Source organism: Collinsella sp. CLA-ER-H7 (genome assembly GCF_040092345.1).
Classification (GTDB): Bacteria; Actinomycetota; Coriobacteriia; order Coriobacteriales; family Coriobacteriaceae; genus Collinsella.
Map to the genome: position 1 here is coordinate 15,857 of NZ_JBBNLT010000011.1, position 15,221 is coordinate 31,077.

Sequence of the window (15,221 nt, forward strand, 5' to 3'; positions counted from 1 at the left end):
TCCCCTTGGTCACATCGCGCCCCAAGATTTCCAAAAAGTTAACCTTTGTTGACCTTAATAGTTAGATAAACTAAACTATTTTCCAAAAGTGTGCTCGAGCAAACTTGTTTACTCGGGTGCTGAGGCACCGTGCCGCGTCCAATGCGGCAAAAGGGAGAAGCAACATGAAGAAGTCGACGTTTAACACCCTGCTTGTCGGTGGCGGTTTTCTGCTTGGCACGGCCGGCATCAAGCTGCTCACCAGCGCTCCGGTAAAGAATGCCTGCGTGCAGGGCATCGCGTGCGGTATGCGCGTCAAGAACTGCTACCAGGACATGGTCGAGCAGGCCAAGGCTAATGTCGATGACATGGTTGCCGAGGCTGCCTACATCACCCAGAGCGAGGCCGCTGCTGACGAGGCAGCCGAGTAACGCTCCCAGGCACAAACTATGAGATTCTCGATTATTAGCGAGATCCCCGGCAGGACCCGTCTTCAATTGGCGGGTCCTGTGCCAGAGAGCGATCTCGATGCACTTCTTAAGCTCAGCGGCGATATCGACGGCGTGCGCAAGGTGCGCGTGTATGGCCGCATTGGCCAGATGGCGCTGGAGTACGACGAGCCGCGCCGCGCAAGCGTGCTCGACGCCCTAGGCGCACTCGATGCTCAAGCTATCGCCGATGCCAAGTCGGGCTACGTGATGCAACTCGAGCCGCGCAAGCATAAACTCGTTATGGACCTGGCCACACTTATCGGCGCCCACTACGCACGTCGCTGGTTCTTGCCGACGCCTCTGCGTGCGGTGTTTGTCGTGGCCGGTTACATGGCATTTTTGCGCGCTGCCCTTCATGAGCTGGCGCAGCCGCGCCTGACCGTTCCTGTGCTCGACGCTTCGGCCATCGGCATTTCGTTTGTCAAGCGTGATGTCGACACCGCGGGCCAGACGATGTTCCTGCTCAACGTGGGCGAGCTGCTCGAGGACTACACCCGCGCCATGAGCGAAAACGAGCTCATCAACTCGCTGCTCGATGTGCCCGACAAGGCGCAGAAGGTCGTCGGCGACACCGAGGTAAGCGTTGCCGCCACCGAGCTTGAGCCCGGCGACCTGGTCGCCGTGCGCACTGGCATGTCCATCTGCATCGACGGCGTGGTTGAGCAGGGGAGCGCCATGGTCAACCAGGCGACCCTGACCGGCGAGCCGCTGGCCGTCGAGCGCAGCGCAGGCGACGACGTGTTCGCCGGCACCGTCGTGGAAGACGGCAGCATCTTGGTGCGCGTGCGCGCCAATACGGCGCAAACCAAACTGCGCTCAATCGTCTCGCTCGTGCAGACGGCCGACTCGCTCAAGTCCGAGGGCCAGTCGCATATGGAGGACCTTGCCAACAAGATCGTCCCGTGGAACTTCCTGCTCGCGGGCCTGGTTGCGCTTACTACCCGCAGCCTCATCAAGACCTCGGCGGCGCTGATGGTCGACTACTCGTGCGCACTCAAGCTCACGGGCTCCGTCGCCGTCATGACTGCTATGAGCGATGCCGCCAAGATGGGCGTCATGGTCAAGGGCGCCAAGTACTTCGAGTCGTTTGCCAAGGCCGACACCATTGTGTTTGATAAGACCGGCACGCTCACCGAGGCGCAGCCGCGTCTTGCCTGCGTGCTCACCACCGATGGCTGGAGCGAGGACGAGATTCTGCGCCTTTCTGCTTGCTTGGAGGAGCATTTCCCGCATCCGGTGGCGCGCGCCGTGGTAAATGCGGCACGTGAGCGCGGACTCGAGCACCGCGAGCGCCATGCCGCCGTCGAGTACATCGTGGCGCACGGCATCGCTTCGTCCATCGAAGGGCGTCGTGCCATCATCGGTTCCGCGCACTTTGTATTTGAGGACGAGGGCGCGCAGCTCGAGTCCGACATCAAGGAGCGCATCGAGTCCCAGATGCAGGGCCTGTCGCCGCTGTATCTGGCGGTCGACGGCACCGTTGTGGGCGTGCTCGGTATCGAGGACCCGCTTAAGCCCGGGGTCCGCGAGGCCATCGCCGACTTGCACGCGTTGGGCGTTAAGCACGTGGTCATGCTCACGGGCGACTCGGAGCGTACGGCCGAGCGCATTGCTCGCGAGGCAGGTGTCGACGAGTTTAAGGCCGAGCTACTGCCCGAGGACAAGTACGCGTATGTTGAGCGCATTAAGGGCGAGGGGCGCCACGTTGCCATGGTGGGCGACGGCGTCAACGATTCGCCGGCGCTCGGTTTGGCCGACGTGGGGCTGGCAATGGGTGGCGGAAGCGACATTGCCAAGGAGGTCGCCGATATCATCCTGACCGATACGGATCTGGCCGCGATCGTGCGCCTGCGCCGTATGAGCCAGGGTCTCATCGACCGTCTGACGAGCTCCTACTCTAAGGTGATGCTCACCAACTCGGCGCTGTTGGCATTGGGTATTACCGGCGCGATTACCCCGCAGGCGTCGTCGCTACTGCACAACGGCTCGACGATCGCCTATAGCCTGGGCAACGCAAAGGCTTACCTGCGCTAGCAGACGTGTTCGCCCACGTTATCTGGCCTGCACCCTGACGGCATCGGTGCTGTCTGGGTGCAGGCCTTTTGCATTTGACCATTCGCTAGCTTCTTTATATAGTGGTGCTAGCATGGCTAGCAATTGAAGGGAGCGGGATCGACGTGGGTACTGTTAGCGGCATGGCACAGGTGAACGTTCGCGTGGATCGCCAGGTCAAGAACCGTGCCGAGGAGGCGCTGCGGCTTTCGGGCGGGTCGCTGCCCGAGCTCATCAAAAAGGTGGTGGCCAAGGTCGCGCAGGGTGGCGGGCAGTGCGAGGAAGTGCTGTCTGCCGTTGATGGCCGGCAACAGACCGTCGCGCACGATACTCCGTTCGCCGCATCGTGGGCAGCGGCAGATCGGCTTTATGCAGATTTGGGCATCGCTACGTCGCCCGTATCCGACGATCGCGGTTGGGACACAATCTATTCCGAAGCCATGGACGAGCGCTATCGCCAAAAGGGGATGATCCAGTGAGTGGGGCTCCCCTCAAAATAATGGTGGACGCCAACGTATGGGTTGATTCGTTTTGCGTCGACCATGCCGAGTCGCTTGCCGCGCGTGCGTTTATTAGGCAGGCAGCAGAGACGGGGGCATTGCTGTTCTTCCCGGTGCATATTGCCAAGGACGTGCTGTACGTTGTCCAACACGAGCTGAGGCGTAGCGTTCTTGCCAGCGGGGGAGCGCTCGACGAGGCATCTGCCCGCGCGATTGGCGATGCGGCGCTGGCGTTTGTTCGGAACATGACCGAAAACGCCACAGCCGTGGGCGCAGATGCGTCGGACCTTTGGTTGGCCGACAAATACTTAGCGCTCCATCGCGATTACGAGGACAACTTGGTGCTCGCCGCGTGTAAGCGCGCACAGGTCGATTACTTGGTGACCAACGATCGCAAGCTGCTCGAACATGCCGATCTTGCAGCAAAGACCCCGCGCCAAATGATGCCGATTCTGGCTTTGGCCGAACGTGGCGGCGCGGCTATCGGTTGACGCGAACTGTTTGCGGGCCTCTTGGACGACGATGCGTCAAGGGACCCGCGTCTGCTATTTACAAAAGCTCGGCCTTAATGGCGGGACTTTCTGCGAGCTTTTCGGCTGCCTTTTCGTCGGAGCTGTCGAGTGCTGCCAGACTGCGGTAGACCCACTCGTTGACCTGGGTGTTCTTGACGCCTGCGGTCTGCATAAGGGCGCCTACCTCGCGGATTGCTGCGAGCAGATCGGCTTTGGGACCCGCGAGCTCGACCTCGATGCCGTGGTAGGCGGCCACGCCGCGGTTCTCACTCACGTGGTCGATAAAGCCCTCGACGGTCTCAAGCTGCTGGGCGAGAGCCGCATCATCGTCAGCGTCCAGCGCGACGAGTGCGTTCGATACCGTGAGGGCGGGATGTCCGCAGGGGACAAAGCCCTCGATGACATCCATAGCTTCGGTAATGGTTGAGCCCAGGCCTGCGAGGGCATTGACGAGTTGCTGCTTGGTATCCATAACGGTCCTTTCGACGGGTCAATTTTGCTTGGCGAAAATATACGTGACGCGATCGGTAGCAAAAGTGCGAAGTGCGGCGCACATTGGGGTCTTCACAGCTCGTGCATAGAACAGCTGTCCGCTTTCAGAACGTGGTAAGATAACACTCCACAAGCGGGGCTCGCCCTGCATGTTCCTTGAAAAGTCGACGGGTGTTGGGTATTCGTGCCCGATACCATCCAGACTTTCCCGACATTCGGGGGCGACTGGTTTCGACACGATAGCTCTGAGAGAGGAAGCAAGCCGAGGTCTCCTCGCCTCGTTAAACAGGGGTACCGTCAAATTGAATTGACAACAACTCTTCTTTTGAGCCTATGGCTCTCGCTGCTTAGTTTATAGCGGCGCGTCAACCCGGTGATTTCCCCGCCACCGGCGCGACGTCATTTTAGGGGAATGCTCCTGCGCACGTAATCGGTATGGCGCAGGCTAAGACCGAACCGGTTAGGACGCCGCGAGCGTGTCGCTGCGCGCAAAGCGTCCGAGACTAAACCAGCGACTGAGCTTGGAGATGCCAATCAGGGGGCTTTCGTGGACCGGAGTTCGATTCTCCGCGCCTCCACCATAAGTAACAGGCAGGTAGAGTAGTGTCTCTACCTGCCTTTTTATTTCTAGTCCGCACCGCGGAGAATCGAACTCTGTGCAGGGCGCGGGCGTTAAGAAAACGCGTAAGCGTTTTTAGCCCGCGGGCGAGGACGCCGGCAGGCGGCCGAAGCCGGTGCGGATTTGCGAAGCAAATACGCGGATTCTCCGCGCAAACTATCAGCTCAATATGGATGCGATGTTTATCGAATCTCAGCTGGCCATGCGCCGCATCAACGGAACCCCAAACCCGCGGAGAATCGAACTCTGTGCAGGGCGCGGGCGTAAAGAAAACGCCGCGTCAACGCAGGCCGGGACACGCTTTCCCGATGGCGGCCCAGGCGGAAAGCGTGTCCCGGAATCCGCGCTCAGACTGGGACGTAGTTTCCGGATGGCGCCTCAAGCGGAAACTGCGACCCGGAATCGAGCCGTAGAGTGGGACATGCTTTCCCAATGGCAGCCCAAGCGGAAAGCACATCCCGGAATCCAAGCTCGGAATGGGATTCATTTTCCTGATGGCGGGCTCAGCGGAAAATGCGACCCGGAATTTGCTCTGAGAACGGGACACGCTTTCCCGCCGACCGCCCCGCCCTCCTCAACTCCAAAACCCATGCGCTCTCCATCCCAAAACTGGGTAGAAGAAGGCCAAAACGCAATCGCAGGAGGTCAATATGACTGCAGAAGATAAAGCAAAGAACGCCGGCAAGGTCGCGCTCGTTTTGGAGGGCGGCAGCTTCCGCGGGCATTTTACCGCGGGCGTGCTCGACGTTCTCATGGAGGCCGGCGTTGAGATTCCGGCTGTCTACGGTGTATCGGCCGGCGCCCTCAACGGCGTGAACTACAAGTCGCACCAGATAGGCCGTGCCAACCGCATCAACCTGGCTTTCTGCAACGACAGCCGCTTCATGGGCGCCGCATCGTTTGCGTCCACGGGCTCTATCGTCGGCTACGACTTTATCTTCAACGATGTCCAGGACCGCCTGGATCCCTTTGACAACGAGACATTCGACGCGAGCCCCATCGAGATGTACGCCGTCGCGACGGACATGCTCTTTGGAACCGCCACGTACCTCCCGGTCAAAAGCGCCGTGCTCGACCTCGACGCTGTTCGCGCCTCGACGTCGCTGCCGCTGGTGACGCCGCCGGTCGAGATTGACGGGCACAAATACGTCGACGGTGGCGTAGCCGATTCGATCCCCATCGAGCACGTGCTGGAGGAGGCGGGCTTCGATCGCGCGGTCGTCATTGTCACGCAGGACCGCTCGTACGAGAAAAAGCCTTACGAGTTTATGCCTGCCGCGCGCGCCCGCTATGCCGACTACCCCTATCTGCTCGAGGGAATCGAGACGCGCCACGACCGCTACAACATCCAGCGCATGCACCTGTGGAAGTATGAGCGCGAGGGCCGTGCGTTGGTCGTCGCTCCGCAAAAGCCGGTCGAGGTCGGCCATGTCGAGCACGATTCGGCAAAGCTTTTGGACCTGTATATCCAGGGCCGTCAGGAGGCAAAGCGCCTGCTCGCGGAAATCCAAGAGTTCGTTGAACGCTAGCGACGGCGAACCCTCAAAAAATGGCAACAGCTAAAGAGCTGGAAAAATCACGGCTCGTGGATGACATGTGCAGAAACTCTGGTCGGAGCCAAAATACCTGTTGACTCGTACGGCGAGCGGGGTAATATGGACGGGTTACTTGCAGAGCCCCGTGAATCTCTGTAACAACACGTACTGTACATGGAGGAGTCTAAGTGATTTCGAAATCGACTCACTACGCCAAGCAGGGCGAGGTCCAGCGCAACTGGGTTCTCGTCGACGCCGATGGTGCTGTCCTGGGCCGTCTTGCCACCCAGATCGCAATGATCCTGCGCGGTAAGAACAAGCCCCAGTTCACGCCCAACAGCGACTGCGGCGACTTCGTTGTCGTCATCAACGCCGATAAGGTCCAGCTTACCGGTAACAAGGCCGACACGAAGACCTATTATCGCCACAGCGGCTACAACGGCGGCCTCAAGGCTGAGAGCTTCCGCCAGGCTATGGAGAAGCACCCGGAGAAGGTCATCGAGCGCGCCGTTCGCGGTATGCTGCCCAAGACCACCCTCGGCCGTGCCCAGATGACCAAGCTTAAGGTCTACGCTGGTGCCGAGCATCCGCATGCTGCCCAGAACCCCACGAAGATTGAGCTGGAGGCTTAAAGATGGCTGAGAACACCGTTGTCTACCAGGGTACCGGCCGTCGTAAGAACGCCGTCGCCCGCGTCCGTCTCGTCCCCGGCACCGGCAAGGTGACCATCAACAAGCGTGACGCCGAGCAGTATTTCGGCCGTCATCAGCTCGTTGAGAACGCCCTTGCTCCCTTCAAGGTGACCGACACCGCCGGTCAGTTCGACGTTATCGCTCTGTGCGATGGCGGCGGCATCTCCGGTCAGTCCGGCGCTCTGCGCTTGGGCATCGCTCGCGCTCTTCTGAACGCTGGCGACTACCGTGCTGACCTCAAGAAGGCCGGTTTCCTTACGCGCGATGCTCGCGTGGTCGAGCGCAAGAAGTACGGCCTCAAGAAGGCCCGCCGCGCTCCCCAGTTCTCCAAGCGCTAAGGTTTTATCTCCTTTCGAGATACAATGTACAAGCGGGGCCTGCCGATTCCTCGGCGGGTCCCGTTTTTTTTCGACTAGGGTGGGCGGTTGCATATCGCCTGCTAGGGAAGGAGCGATCCTATGCCCCAGAACATCTTCGGTACCGATGGCGTCCGTGGCGTCGCCAATGCCGACCTCTCGTGCGATCTTGCGTTTCGCCTGGGTCGCGCGGCGACCAAGTTCCTTGGTCCGGACATCTGCATCGGCCGCGACACGCGTCTTTCGGGCACCATGCTCGAGAGCGCTCTGACCGCCGGCATTATGGCCGAGGGCGGCCGACCGCACTGCTGCGGCGTCATCCCCACGCCTGCCGTGGCACTGCTCACCGTTCAGAACGAGCTCGACGGCGGCATCGTCATCTCTGCTTCGCATAATCCGCCGGAGTTCAACGGCATTAAGTTCTTTAGCCGCAAGGGCATGAAACTTCCCGATGCTGTCGAGGAAGAGATTAGCGCCTGGGTCATGTCCGAGGAAGCCATGGCTGCCGACACGCTGCCGACCGGTGCCGGCGTGGGCCACATCATCAAGATGAAGGACGCCCGCAAGGCATATGTCGATCATGCCATCGATACGCTTGATGGCCTGAGGCTCGATGGCCTGGTCGTTGCCGTCGACTGCGGTCACGGTGCTTCCTGCCAGACTACGCCCGCCGCGCTGCAGCGCCTGGGTGCCACGGTCCATGCCATCAACACCGATTACTGCGGCACCGACATTAACGTTGAGTGCGGCTCTACGCACCTTGAGCCCCTGCGCGAGCTCGTGCTGCGCACCCACGCTGACATCGGTCTGGCCCACGACGGCGACGCCGACCGCGTGCTCTTTGTGGACAGCGAGGGCAATGAGATCGACGGTGACTACATCCTGGCTATCTGCGGTTCTGACCTCGCCGCTCGCGGCAAGCTCGCCAACTCCGAGATCGTCTCGACCGTCATGTGCAACCTGGGCTTCTCCATCGCTATGAAGGAGCAGGGCTTCGAGATGGTCCAGACCGCCGTGGGCGACCGCTACGTTCTGGAGCGCATGCTCGCGGACGGCGCCGTCATCGGCGGCGAACAGTCCGGCCACATCATCTTCCTGGAGCACAATACCACCGGCGACGGCCTGGTGACGGCTCTGCAGCTGCTGGCCGTGCTCAAGCGTACCGGTCGCACCCTCACCGATCTTGCCGGTATCATGAAGAAGTACCCGCAGGTACTCGTCAACGTGCATTCCGACAACAAGGCTGGTCTGGACGATTGCCAGCCCATCTGGGATGCCGTCGCTGCTGCCGAGAAGGAGCTTGACGGCCGCGGCCGCATTCTGGTGCGCCCGAGCGGCACCGAGCCGCTGGTCCGCGTGATGGCCGAGGCCGAGACGCACGAGCTGACCCAGCGCGTTGTCGACGACATCGTTGAGGTTGTCAAGCGCGAACTTCCCTAATGGTCAAAAACGGGTGCCAAGTGGTAAACTGTTAAGGTTATTTTGGTTGATCGGTATGTCCGAGGGGGAGCATGTTCACTAAAGTCCTAAGGTCTTTTGGTATGCGTGGTCGAGTCCTTACGCTGGATGCTCCCATCTCGGGCGACGTCATTTCGCTTTCCGAGGTAAACGACCAGACGTTTGCCACCGGCCTTTTGGGCCAAGGCGTGGCGATTCAGCCCACCGGAACGCGTGTGATTGCGCCGGCTGATGCCAAGGTCGAGGCCATTTTTCCCACGGGACACGCCGTAGCGCTTAACACGGTCGATGGTCTGGACGTGCTCATCCACGTTGGTTTGGATACCGTTCAGCTCGAGGGTAAGCACTTTACCGTACATGCGCAAGTGGGTGACATCGTCCATAAGGGCGATGTACTCATTGAGTTCGATCGCGAGGCAATTGCTGCCGAGGGCTACGATGTGACGGTTCCCATCTTGGTGTGCAACTCCGTTGAGTTCTCGAGCATCAAGGGCTCCGTTGGCGTGCATGTCGAAGAGATGGACCAGCTCATCGTTGCTCGCGAGCGCTAGCAAGTGCGCGTGGCCATTAGCCTACAATTCAAACACGTTTACGGAGGGCGCCCTTGAAAGAGGACGCCCTCCGTGGCAAGATGGGATTTGTCCGAAGCTAAAAGGCTTTGGGTCACCGTGGACGGGCAGGGGCCTCGACGCGGTTAGACACGAGACACATACATTACGCGACCTCGCCCTGGTGGCCGCACACGTTGGTTGCGGCCGACGCGGGCCGCGGGCAAGTGCTTGTAAGGGAGCCTTGCCTCTCTTGTACGAGAAAGGACGCGTAATGAAGATCATTAAAGCTAAAGACTACGAGGATATGAGCCGCAAGGCCGCCAATATCATCTCGGCCCAGGTTATCCTCAAGCCCGACTGTGTACTGGGCCTTGCCACCGGCTCCACCCCGATCGGTGCCTACAAGCAGCTCGCTGCTTGGTACAAGAAGGGCGACGTCGACTTTGCCGAGGTCAGCACCTATAACCTGGACGAGTATCGCGGCCTTTCGCACGACGATCCCCAGAGCTATCACTACTTCATGCGTGAGAACTTCTTCGATCACATCAACATCGACCTGAACAACACGCATGTGCCCGACGGTTCCAACCCCGACGCCGCCGCTGCGTGCTCTGAGTACGACAAGATCGTCGCTGACGCCGGTTACCCGGATCTGCAGCTGCTCGGCATTGGCAACAACGGCCACATCGGCTTCAACGAGCCCGATGACCACTTCTCCAAGGGTACGCACTGCGTCGACCTCACCGAGAGCACCATTCAGGCCAACAGCCGCCTGTTCGACAGCATCGACGATGTTCCCCGTCAGGCCTACACCATGGGTACCCAGACCATCATGTATGCCCGCATGATCCTGGTCGTCGCCAACGGCGAGGCCAAGGCTCAGGCTGTGCATGACATGTGCTATGGTCCGGTTACACCCGAGTGCCCGGCTTCGATCCTGCAGCTGCACACCAACTGCGTTGTCGTTGCCGACGAGGCCGCTCTTTCGCTCTGCGAGTAGCGCGAATCCTGCGGCTCGACATAACCTTGCCTAAGGCCTCCGCTTTACGGGGGCCTTTTTGCTATCCCTTTCCGCCCACTTGACCAAAATCTTGCGCGAGCTTGACGAATGCCGGATGCCCAACAGCTTGATTCATTCCATACCAGATTCTATGCAAAAATGCCACTAGAAGGTCGTAGACGGTAGCGGGTGCTAGGCGAGTTGAATGACATGGCTGAACCTTGTTCATCTGCGTTACACTGCCGCTTAGATGGGACAAGCTGACAAGCTCATTTACCTGCTTAAAGACCGATTGGTCGGGGGATTAATAACAATCGGCCCTCGCTGTACAAAAACTTGCCGCTTGCGTACCAAAAGACAACCTAAAACACAAGGTCGCTCTATTCATAGCGCGGCTTGTATGGTCTTGCGGCTACAGTGTCCATACGGTCGAGTTGAGGAGCGGGCATGGTAAACGATTTGAGCGGTATAGACGAGCTCGAGCTGATGCCGCTGGGCGGAGGCTATATGGTGCGACGCGAACGCTTGATGAATGAGCTTATCGCCAAGGGCCGAAAGGCCGGCATCGTGGTTCTTTATGCGCCCGACGGGTTTGGGAAGACCTCGGTGCTGCTGCAGTACACCCATGAGGTTAAATGCGACCCGACGCGAGGCCCCGTGCGGATTATCGAGGCGGATCGCGCCATTGGGCGCGAGGTGTTTATGCAGCTCGAGGTGGTTACAGAAGAACTCAAAGACAAACCGCACTCCCTTATCGCGATTGATAATGTGCCAAACCTCGATCAGCACGATACCGAAGACCTCATCGACAGGATTCGCGGCCTGCGCGCTATGGGGGTAGGGGTCTTTATCTCCTGCCGTCCTTCAAATCGTCAGCTGATTCATGGGCTGGGCGATTCGGTTAAGATCAATGCGCAGATGCTCAAGGTGCATGCCTATGAGTATTCGGCGTGGGCATCGGCGTTTTCGATCAGCACGTCGCTTGACTTTTATCAGCTCACGCAGGGCGTGCCCGAGCTCGTTTCGGCATTGCAGACGGGTCTGTATGGCCAAGGCGACGTAGCCGGTCTGCTCGAAAACGAGATTGTCAACGTATATGGCGCGGCACTTGTCGATCTGGCTTCGCTCGACAATAATGCGCTGTTTTGCGTGGCATGTCTCATGGTTTTGATGGGCGAGGGCAATATAGCAGAACTCGAGGCTTGCGGGGTAAGGCTGTCGATGGTCGACCAGTCCTACTTTGTACGCGACTACCCGATCTTTGGCTTGGACCCCGCCGAGCGGAGTTTTACGTGTCTGGGCACGGAGGATAACGGACGCTTGCGTTTGCGTAAGTTGGTGGCCGAGGTTCGCCCCGAACTTGTTCCGAGGGCGGCCCGGATTTTGCTTAAGGCGGGCCGATGCGATGCGGCGATGGGCCTGGCGGACGCCTTTTTGGACCGTGAAGCGGTCCTTGAACTTGCTGGTCAGTATGGGGTCGATCTTGCTCTGACGGGGCACGGGGCCGATATCTGCCGAGCAGCGCTGGGCACGATCGATGCCGACGATCCGGCTCCAGAGCCAACGCCTGCCGAGGCGCTCGGCGTATATCTGGCAGCGGTCAGCGTGTCCAATACAAAGCTTGCTCGCTATATGGCATCGGTCATCGAGCGCGGGGGCGAACGGGCGGCCTGCGAAATAGATTCTGTTTCATGGAGGGTAGCCCAGACACTGACGGCTGTTTGCTATGGGGACAACGGGCTTGGGCTTCCTACGAACCTGGCCGTGCCAGAAATCGAGACATCCCACACCGCACTCGACATGCTGTCCGCGCATATCGAGGTCAAGCGCTGCCTGGCCGAGCAGGGAGATGACGGCGGCGTTCTACAGCAGCTCAAAACGAGCAAGGCCTATGACTGCGAGCTCGACATCGCGGGGATTGTTATACGGGCCGATAGTATGCTGGTGGAGCTCTTTGACGGGTCGTTTTCGGGAACCGATGAACGCGACGACGAGATGGCGCTGGTGCGGGAGGCACTCGACGTACGTGGGATTAAGGCGATGGCTATCTGGGTGCGCATGGTGTTGGCGGCACGGCGGCTCCTTTCCGGCTTGCCGGTAACCGACGATGCGGCGTTCAACGAGCTCGATCGTTTTGCCGTGCGCATGCGCGACAACCAGATTCAGCTGTTTGGCCTGTTGCTAGAAGGCTGGCAGTCGCTGGCAGAGGGACGGCCGGTTAATGCAAAGTTCCGTGCGGTCCAAGTGCTCAAACTTGCCGAGGAGTCGATTGCGTACATGCACGATAACGCATTGCTGCTGGAGCGCGCGGCATATCTGCGTAACACCTCGATGGTTTCGGTGCGCGAGGAAGCGGAGTTGCTCGATATAAGCCAGACGCAGGTTGGTGGAGCGGAGGCCTGGATGGTGGCGCTGCATTTGGCCTGTGCGGGGCGAGATAGCGATCTTGCGGCCTGGATGTCCATGAATCGTGCGGGGATTCTAGAGCCATCGTATCGGCTCTTTGCGCGCCTTGCCATGCATTGTCTGGGCGAGCCGGCGGGCAGGATACGCAAGAAGCTTCCCGTGCGCGAGCTGTCGCGGTACTCGCTGCGCGACGATTTGGAAGGGGAGGGCGAGCGCCTGTTCCAGGCCGGCGAGGTTGAAGCCGTTGATACCATCGACCATATCGAGATTCGCATGTTTGGTGCGTTTCGCGCCGAGCGCGACGGGTTTCCCATCACGGACAAAATGTGGCGCTGCAAGAAGGCGGCGACACTTGCCGAGCGGCTTGCGCTGGGCATGGATGCGCTCGTCGATCGTGAGACGCTGGCCATGGAGCTGTGGCCCCATGCCGAGTTTAATAGCGCCCGCAACAACCTGTACTCGACGATATCGCGCTTGCGGTCGGCTTTGGGGCCGACGCCGGATGGCAAGTCGTGTGTGCTCATCCAAAATGAATGCATCGGACTCAACGGCGACTACGTCAAGACCGATGTACGGCTGTTTGACCAGATAAGCCGTGAGATTTTGGGAAATCGCACGGGTGCGCGCGGGCCCCATTTAGTTGAGCTGTGCCTTAAGATTGAGCAGCTTTATGCCGGACCGCTGTATGTTCCCAATGGCTGTAATCCCACCTACTTTTTGCGCATGCGGCGCATTATGCAGTCAAAGTACATCGATTGCATGATTAAGGGGGCCAATGCCGCTCTAGAAGAAAACGATCTGCAGTCGGCGATTTGGCTGGCGGAGTCGGGGCTTCGACAGGAAACGGCGCGTGAGGATATGGTGCGCTGCGCCATGCGCGTCTACAGTGCGGCGGGGCGGCGGCGCGATATCGTCGAGCTGTACAGCGGGCATATGCACCACCTGAGGGAGCAGGTCAATGGCGTGCCCGAGCCCGAGACGCGGCGTCTATACGAGCGCTTGGTGGAGGGGCGGCTCAATCGCGTGCTGGTCGAGCGATAAAAAACGGGCGCCCGAAGTACTTGGGCACCCGTAAGCTTGCTATGTGTTGGATCGCCGGATCATTGGCTCTTAGACGAGCTTGATCTTCTCGATGTCCTTGCGCGAGGACTCGCGATACAGCGAGAACTTGCGGCCGATGACCTGGACGACCTCGGCGTGGCAACGCTCGGCGAGCTCCTCGGCGGCTTCGCGGGCGGAAAGGCTGGAGCCATCGAGCACGGAGCACTTAACGAGCTCGTGCTTCTCCAGGTAAGCGACCGTCTGCTCGACGGTGCCCTCGTTGACGTCGGACTTGCCGATGATGATGGCGGGGTTGAGGTGATGGGCCATGCTGCGAAGCTGCTTGACCTGGGCTCCTGTCAGTGCCATGGGTTCTCGCTTTCTATGTATGGGGCGCCCCGCGACGGGGCCTTAATCTACGTGAGCTGTCCCACGATAGCGCAGGAACGGCGCGGTGTGGAGCGCGTTTGCCCAGTTCGCAAAGAATGCGGATGCCGGGCGGGTGGACGGTGCGGGCTGCGAACAGGCTATGAGCTGAGCGCAGAGACCGGCTCCCATGCAATAAACGCCCAACGAACCTTGCGGACATGATCGAGCATATAGCGCCCCTGCGGCACGCCCTTGGAACCCGGCTCACCGGCATGGGGGTTCTCAATCATGTGTTGAGCGATGTAGTCACGCAGGCGGTCGATCTTATCCTCGTTGCCATGCTCGAGCATACGGGAAAAATCCGCCACGCCCGCTTCAAGGCTGTCGAAGGTATCGCGACGAGGCGATTCAAAGTACGTGACCTGCGGCAGGGCACCCATCTGAATGAGGATGTTGAAGGCGTACACAAAGCCATTACTGCAGGTAACCGAGGCACCGATAGCGTTCATCAAGTGCAGATCATAGCGCGGGCTGGAGTTGGCGACCATCGTGACAGCACAATGCCGACGAGCCGTACGATCAAGCTTGGCAAGCGCACCTTTTAGATTGGTCGTCGTAACCGACCGACTGGCAAAGGCAACATCCACCGCTTTCGCGACCGGTCCAACCAAATCCCAATCATCATCCCAAGCAAGCTTAAGCGGCGTTATGCGCCCCTCGAGCCCGTAGTACTCAATGCCGGCATCAAGCGTGCCCAGCATGGCGGGGGAGAAATCAGCCGCAATCACAGGATGCCCAGCCTGAGCAAGCGGAATAGCAATCGACCCAGCTCCACACCCCATATCAAGCACCGACTCACCAGGCTCAAGAGCCAGCAATTTCATAAAATCCCGGGCATACGGAGCAGTCTCAAGAGGTCGAAAATGTCGAGCCCGCTTATCCCACTCAAAAGAATCATCAGCTCGCCGCCGAGCGGCCTGCATCTGCATCCACTCCTGGTTCCAATCTGTGGAAAGCAGCTCAGAACGATTCTCCCCATCAACCACGGGCCAACCTCCTAGCAACAAAAAAGCGACTCCCCCCAAAGAAGAGCCGCAACCAGCATATATCAGAAAAGAACCGTTCCAACGCCAAACCGCCGCACCAGCCAAGTGGTGCAGGAGCGAAG

At 59.6% G+C, this 15,221-nt stretch carries 14 protein-coding genes and 1 other RNA gene; 12 read left to right on the forward strand and 3 right to left on the reverse strand.

Annotated features, from left to right (window positions below; genetic code table 11):
* Window positions 1–164 precede the first annotated feature (164 nt).
* The 4 genes from AAAX75_RS07345 (at window position 165) to AAAX75_RS07360 (ending at window position 3,513) form a co-directional block, all read left to right on the forward strand.
* On the forward strand, window positions 165–410 hold the full coding sequence (locus AAAX75_RS07345) for a DUF6110 family protein (protein ID WP_022094642.1): 246 nt from the start codon (window positions 165–167) through the stop codon (window positions 408–410).
* A 78-nt stretch (window positions 411–488) separates the two neighbouring features.
* On the forward strand, window positions 489–2,504 hold the full coding sequence (locus AAAX75_RS07350; protein ID WP_349091632.1) for a heavy metal translocating P-type ATPase: 2,016 nt from the start codon (window positions 489–491) through the stop codon (window positions 2,502–2,504).
* Window positions 2,505–2,647: 143 nt separating this feature from the next.
* Complete coding sequence (locus AAAX75_RS07355; RefSeq protein ID WP_349091633.1) at window positions 2,648–3,001, forward strand: hypothetical protein; 354 nt, start codon at window positions 2,648–2,650, stop codon at window positions 2,999–3,001.
* Window positions 2,998–3,513, forward strand: coding sequence for a PIN domain-containing protein (locus AAAX75_RS07360; RefSeq protein WP_349091634.1), 516 nt, complete (start codon window positions 2,998–3,000; stop codon window positions 3,511–3,513). Before AAAX75_RS07355 ends, AAAX75_RS07360 begins: the two co-directional genes overlap by 4 nt.
* Window positions 3,514–3,571: 58 nt before the next feature.
* On the opposite strand, the gene AAAX75_RS07365 is transcribed toward AAAX75_RS07360, so the two are convergent.
* The gene (locus AAAX75_RS07365) at window positions 3,572–4,006 is read right to left on the reverse strand and encodes a hypothetical protein (RefSeq protein WP_138339673.1); all 435 of its coding nucleotides are present in this window, start codon (window positions 4,004–4,006) and stop codon (window positions 3,572–3,574) included.
* A 237-nt stretch (window positions 4,007–4,243) separates the two neighbouring features.
* On the opposite strand from AAAX75_RS07365, the gene ssrA reads away from it, so the two are divergent.
* From ssrA to AAAX75_RS07405, 8 genes are all read left to right on the forward strand, one after another.
* Window positions 4,244–4,607: a transfer-messenger RNA gene (gene ssrA, locus AAAX75_RS07370) on the forward strand.
* 688 nt (window positions 4,608–5,295) lie between these two features.
* Window positions 5,296–6,174, forward strand: a complete 879-nt coding sequence (locus AAAX75_RS07375) for a patatin family protein (protein WP_349091636.1) — start codon at window positions 5,296–5,298, stop codon at window positions 6,172–6,174.
* A 194-nt stretch (window positions 6,175–6,368) separates the two neighbouring features.
* Entirely contained in the window at window positions 6,369–6,812 is a 444-nt protein-coding gene (gene rplM / locus AAAX75_RS07380) for a 50S ribosomal protein L13 (RefSeq protein ID WP_022094635.1), read from the forward strand.
* 2 nt (window positions 6,813–6,814) lie between these two features.
* The gene (rpsI, locus tag AAAX75_RS07385) at window positions 6,815–7,210 is read left to right on the forward strand and encodes a 30S ribosomal protein S9 (protein WP_022094634.1); all 396 of its coding nucleotides are present in this window, start codon (window positions 6,815–6,817) and stop codon (window positions 7,208–7,210) included.
* 120 nt (window positions 7,211–7,330) lie between these two features.
* On the forward strand, window positions 7,331–8,668 hold the full coding sequence (gene glmM, locus AAAX75_RS07390) for a phosphoglucosamine mutase (RefSeq protein WP_006234694.1): 1,338 nt from the start codon (window positions 7,331–7,333) through the stop codon (window positions 8,666–8,668).
* A 101-nt stretch (window positions 8,669–8,769) separates the two neighbouring features.
* Window positions 8,770–9,237 carry a PTS glucose transporter subunit IIA gene (locus AAAX75_RS07395; protein WP_349091637.1) on the forward strand — a complete coding sequence of 156 codons (468 nt, stop codon included), beginning with the start codon at window positions 8,770–8,772 and terminating at the stop codon, window positions 9,235–9,237.
* A gap of 271 nt (window positions 9,238–9,508) precedes the next feature.
* Entirely contained in the window at window positions 9,509–10,237 is a 729-nt protein-coding gene (gene nagB, locus AAAX75_RS07400; protein ID WP_195443890.1) for a glucosamine-6-phosphate deaminase, read from the forward strand.
* 447 nt (window positions 10,238–10,684) lie between these two features.
* Window positions 10,685–13,684, forward strand: coding sequence for a BTAD domain-containing putative transcriptional regulator (locus AAAX75_RS07405; RefSeq protein WP_349091638.1), 3,000 nt, complete (start codon window positions 10,685–10,687; stop codon window positions 13,682–13,684).
* Window positions 13,685–13,753: 69 nt separating this feature from the next.
* On the opposite strand, the gene AAAX75_RS07410 is transcribed toward AAAX75_RS07405, so the two are convergent.
* Together AAAX75_RS07410 and AAAX75_RS07415 are read right to left on the reverse strand one after the other, a co-directional pair.
* Window positions 13,754–14,053, reverse strand: a complete 300-nt coding sequence (locus tag AAAX75_RS07410; protein ID WP_006234690.1) for a YhbY family RNA-binding protein — start codon at window positions 14,051–14,053, stop codon at window positions 13,754–13,756.
* Window positions 14,054–14,211: 158 nt separating this feature from the next.
* The gene (locus AAAX75_RS07415) at window positions 14,212–15,099 is read right to left on the reverse strand and encodes a methyltransferase domain-containing protein (protein ID WP_349091639.1); all 888 of its coding nucleotides are present in this window, start codon (window positions 15,097–15,099) and stop codon (window positions 14,212–14,214) included.
* Window positions 15,100–15,221 lie beyond the last annotated feature (122 nt).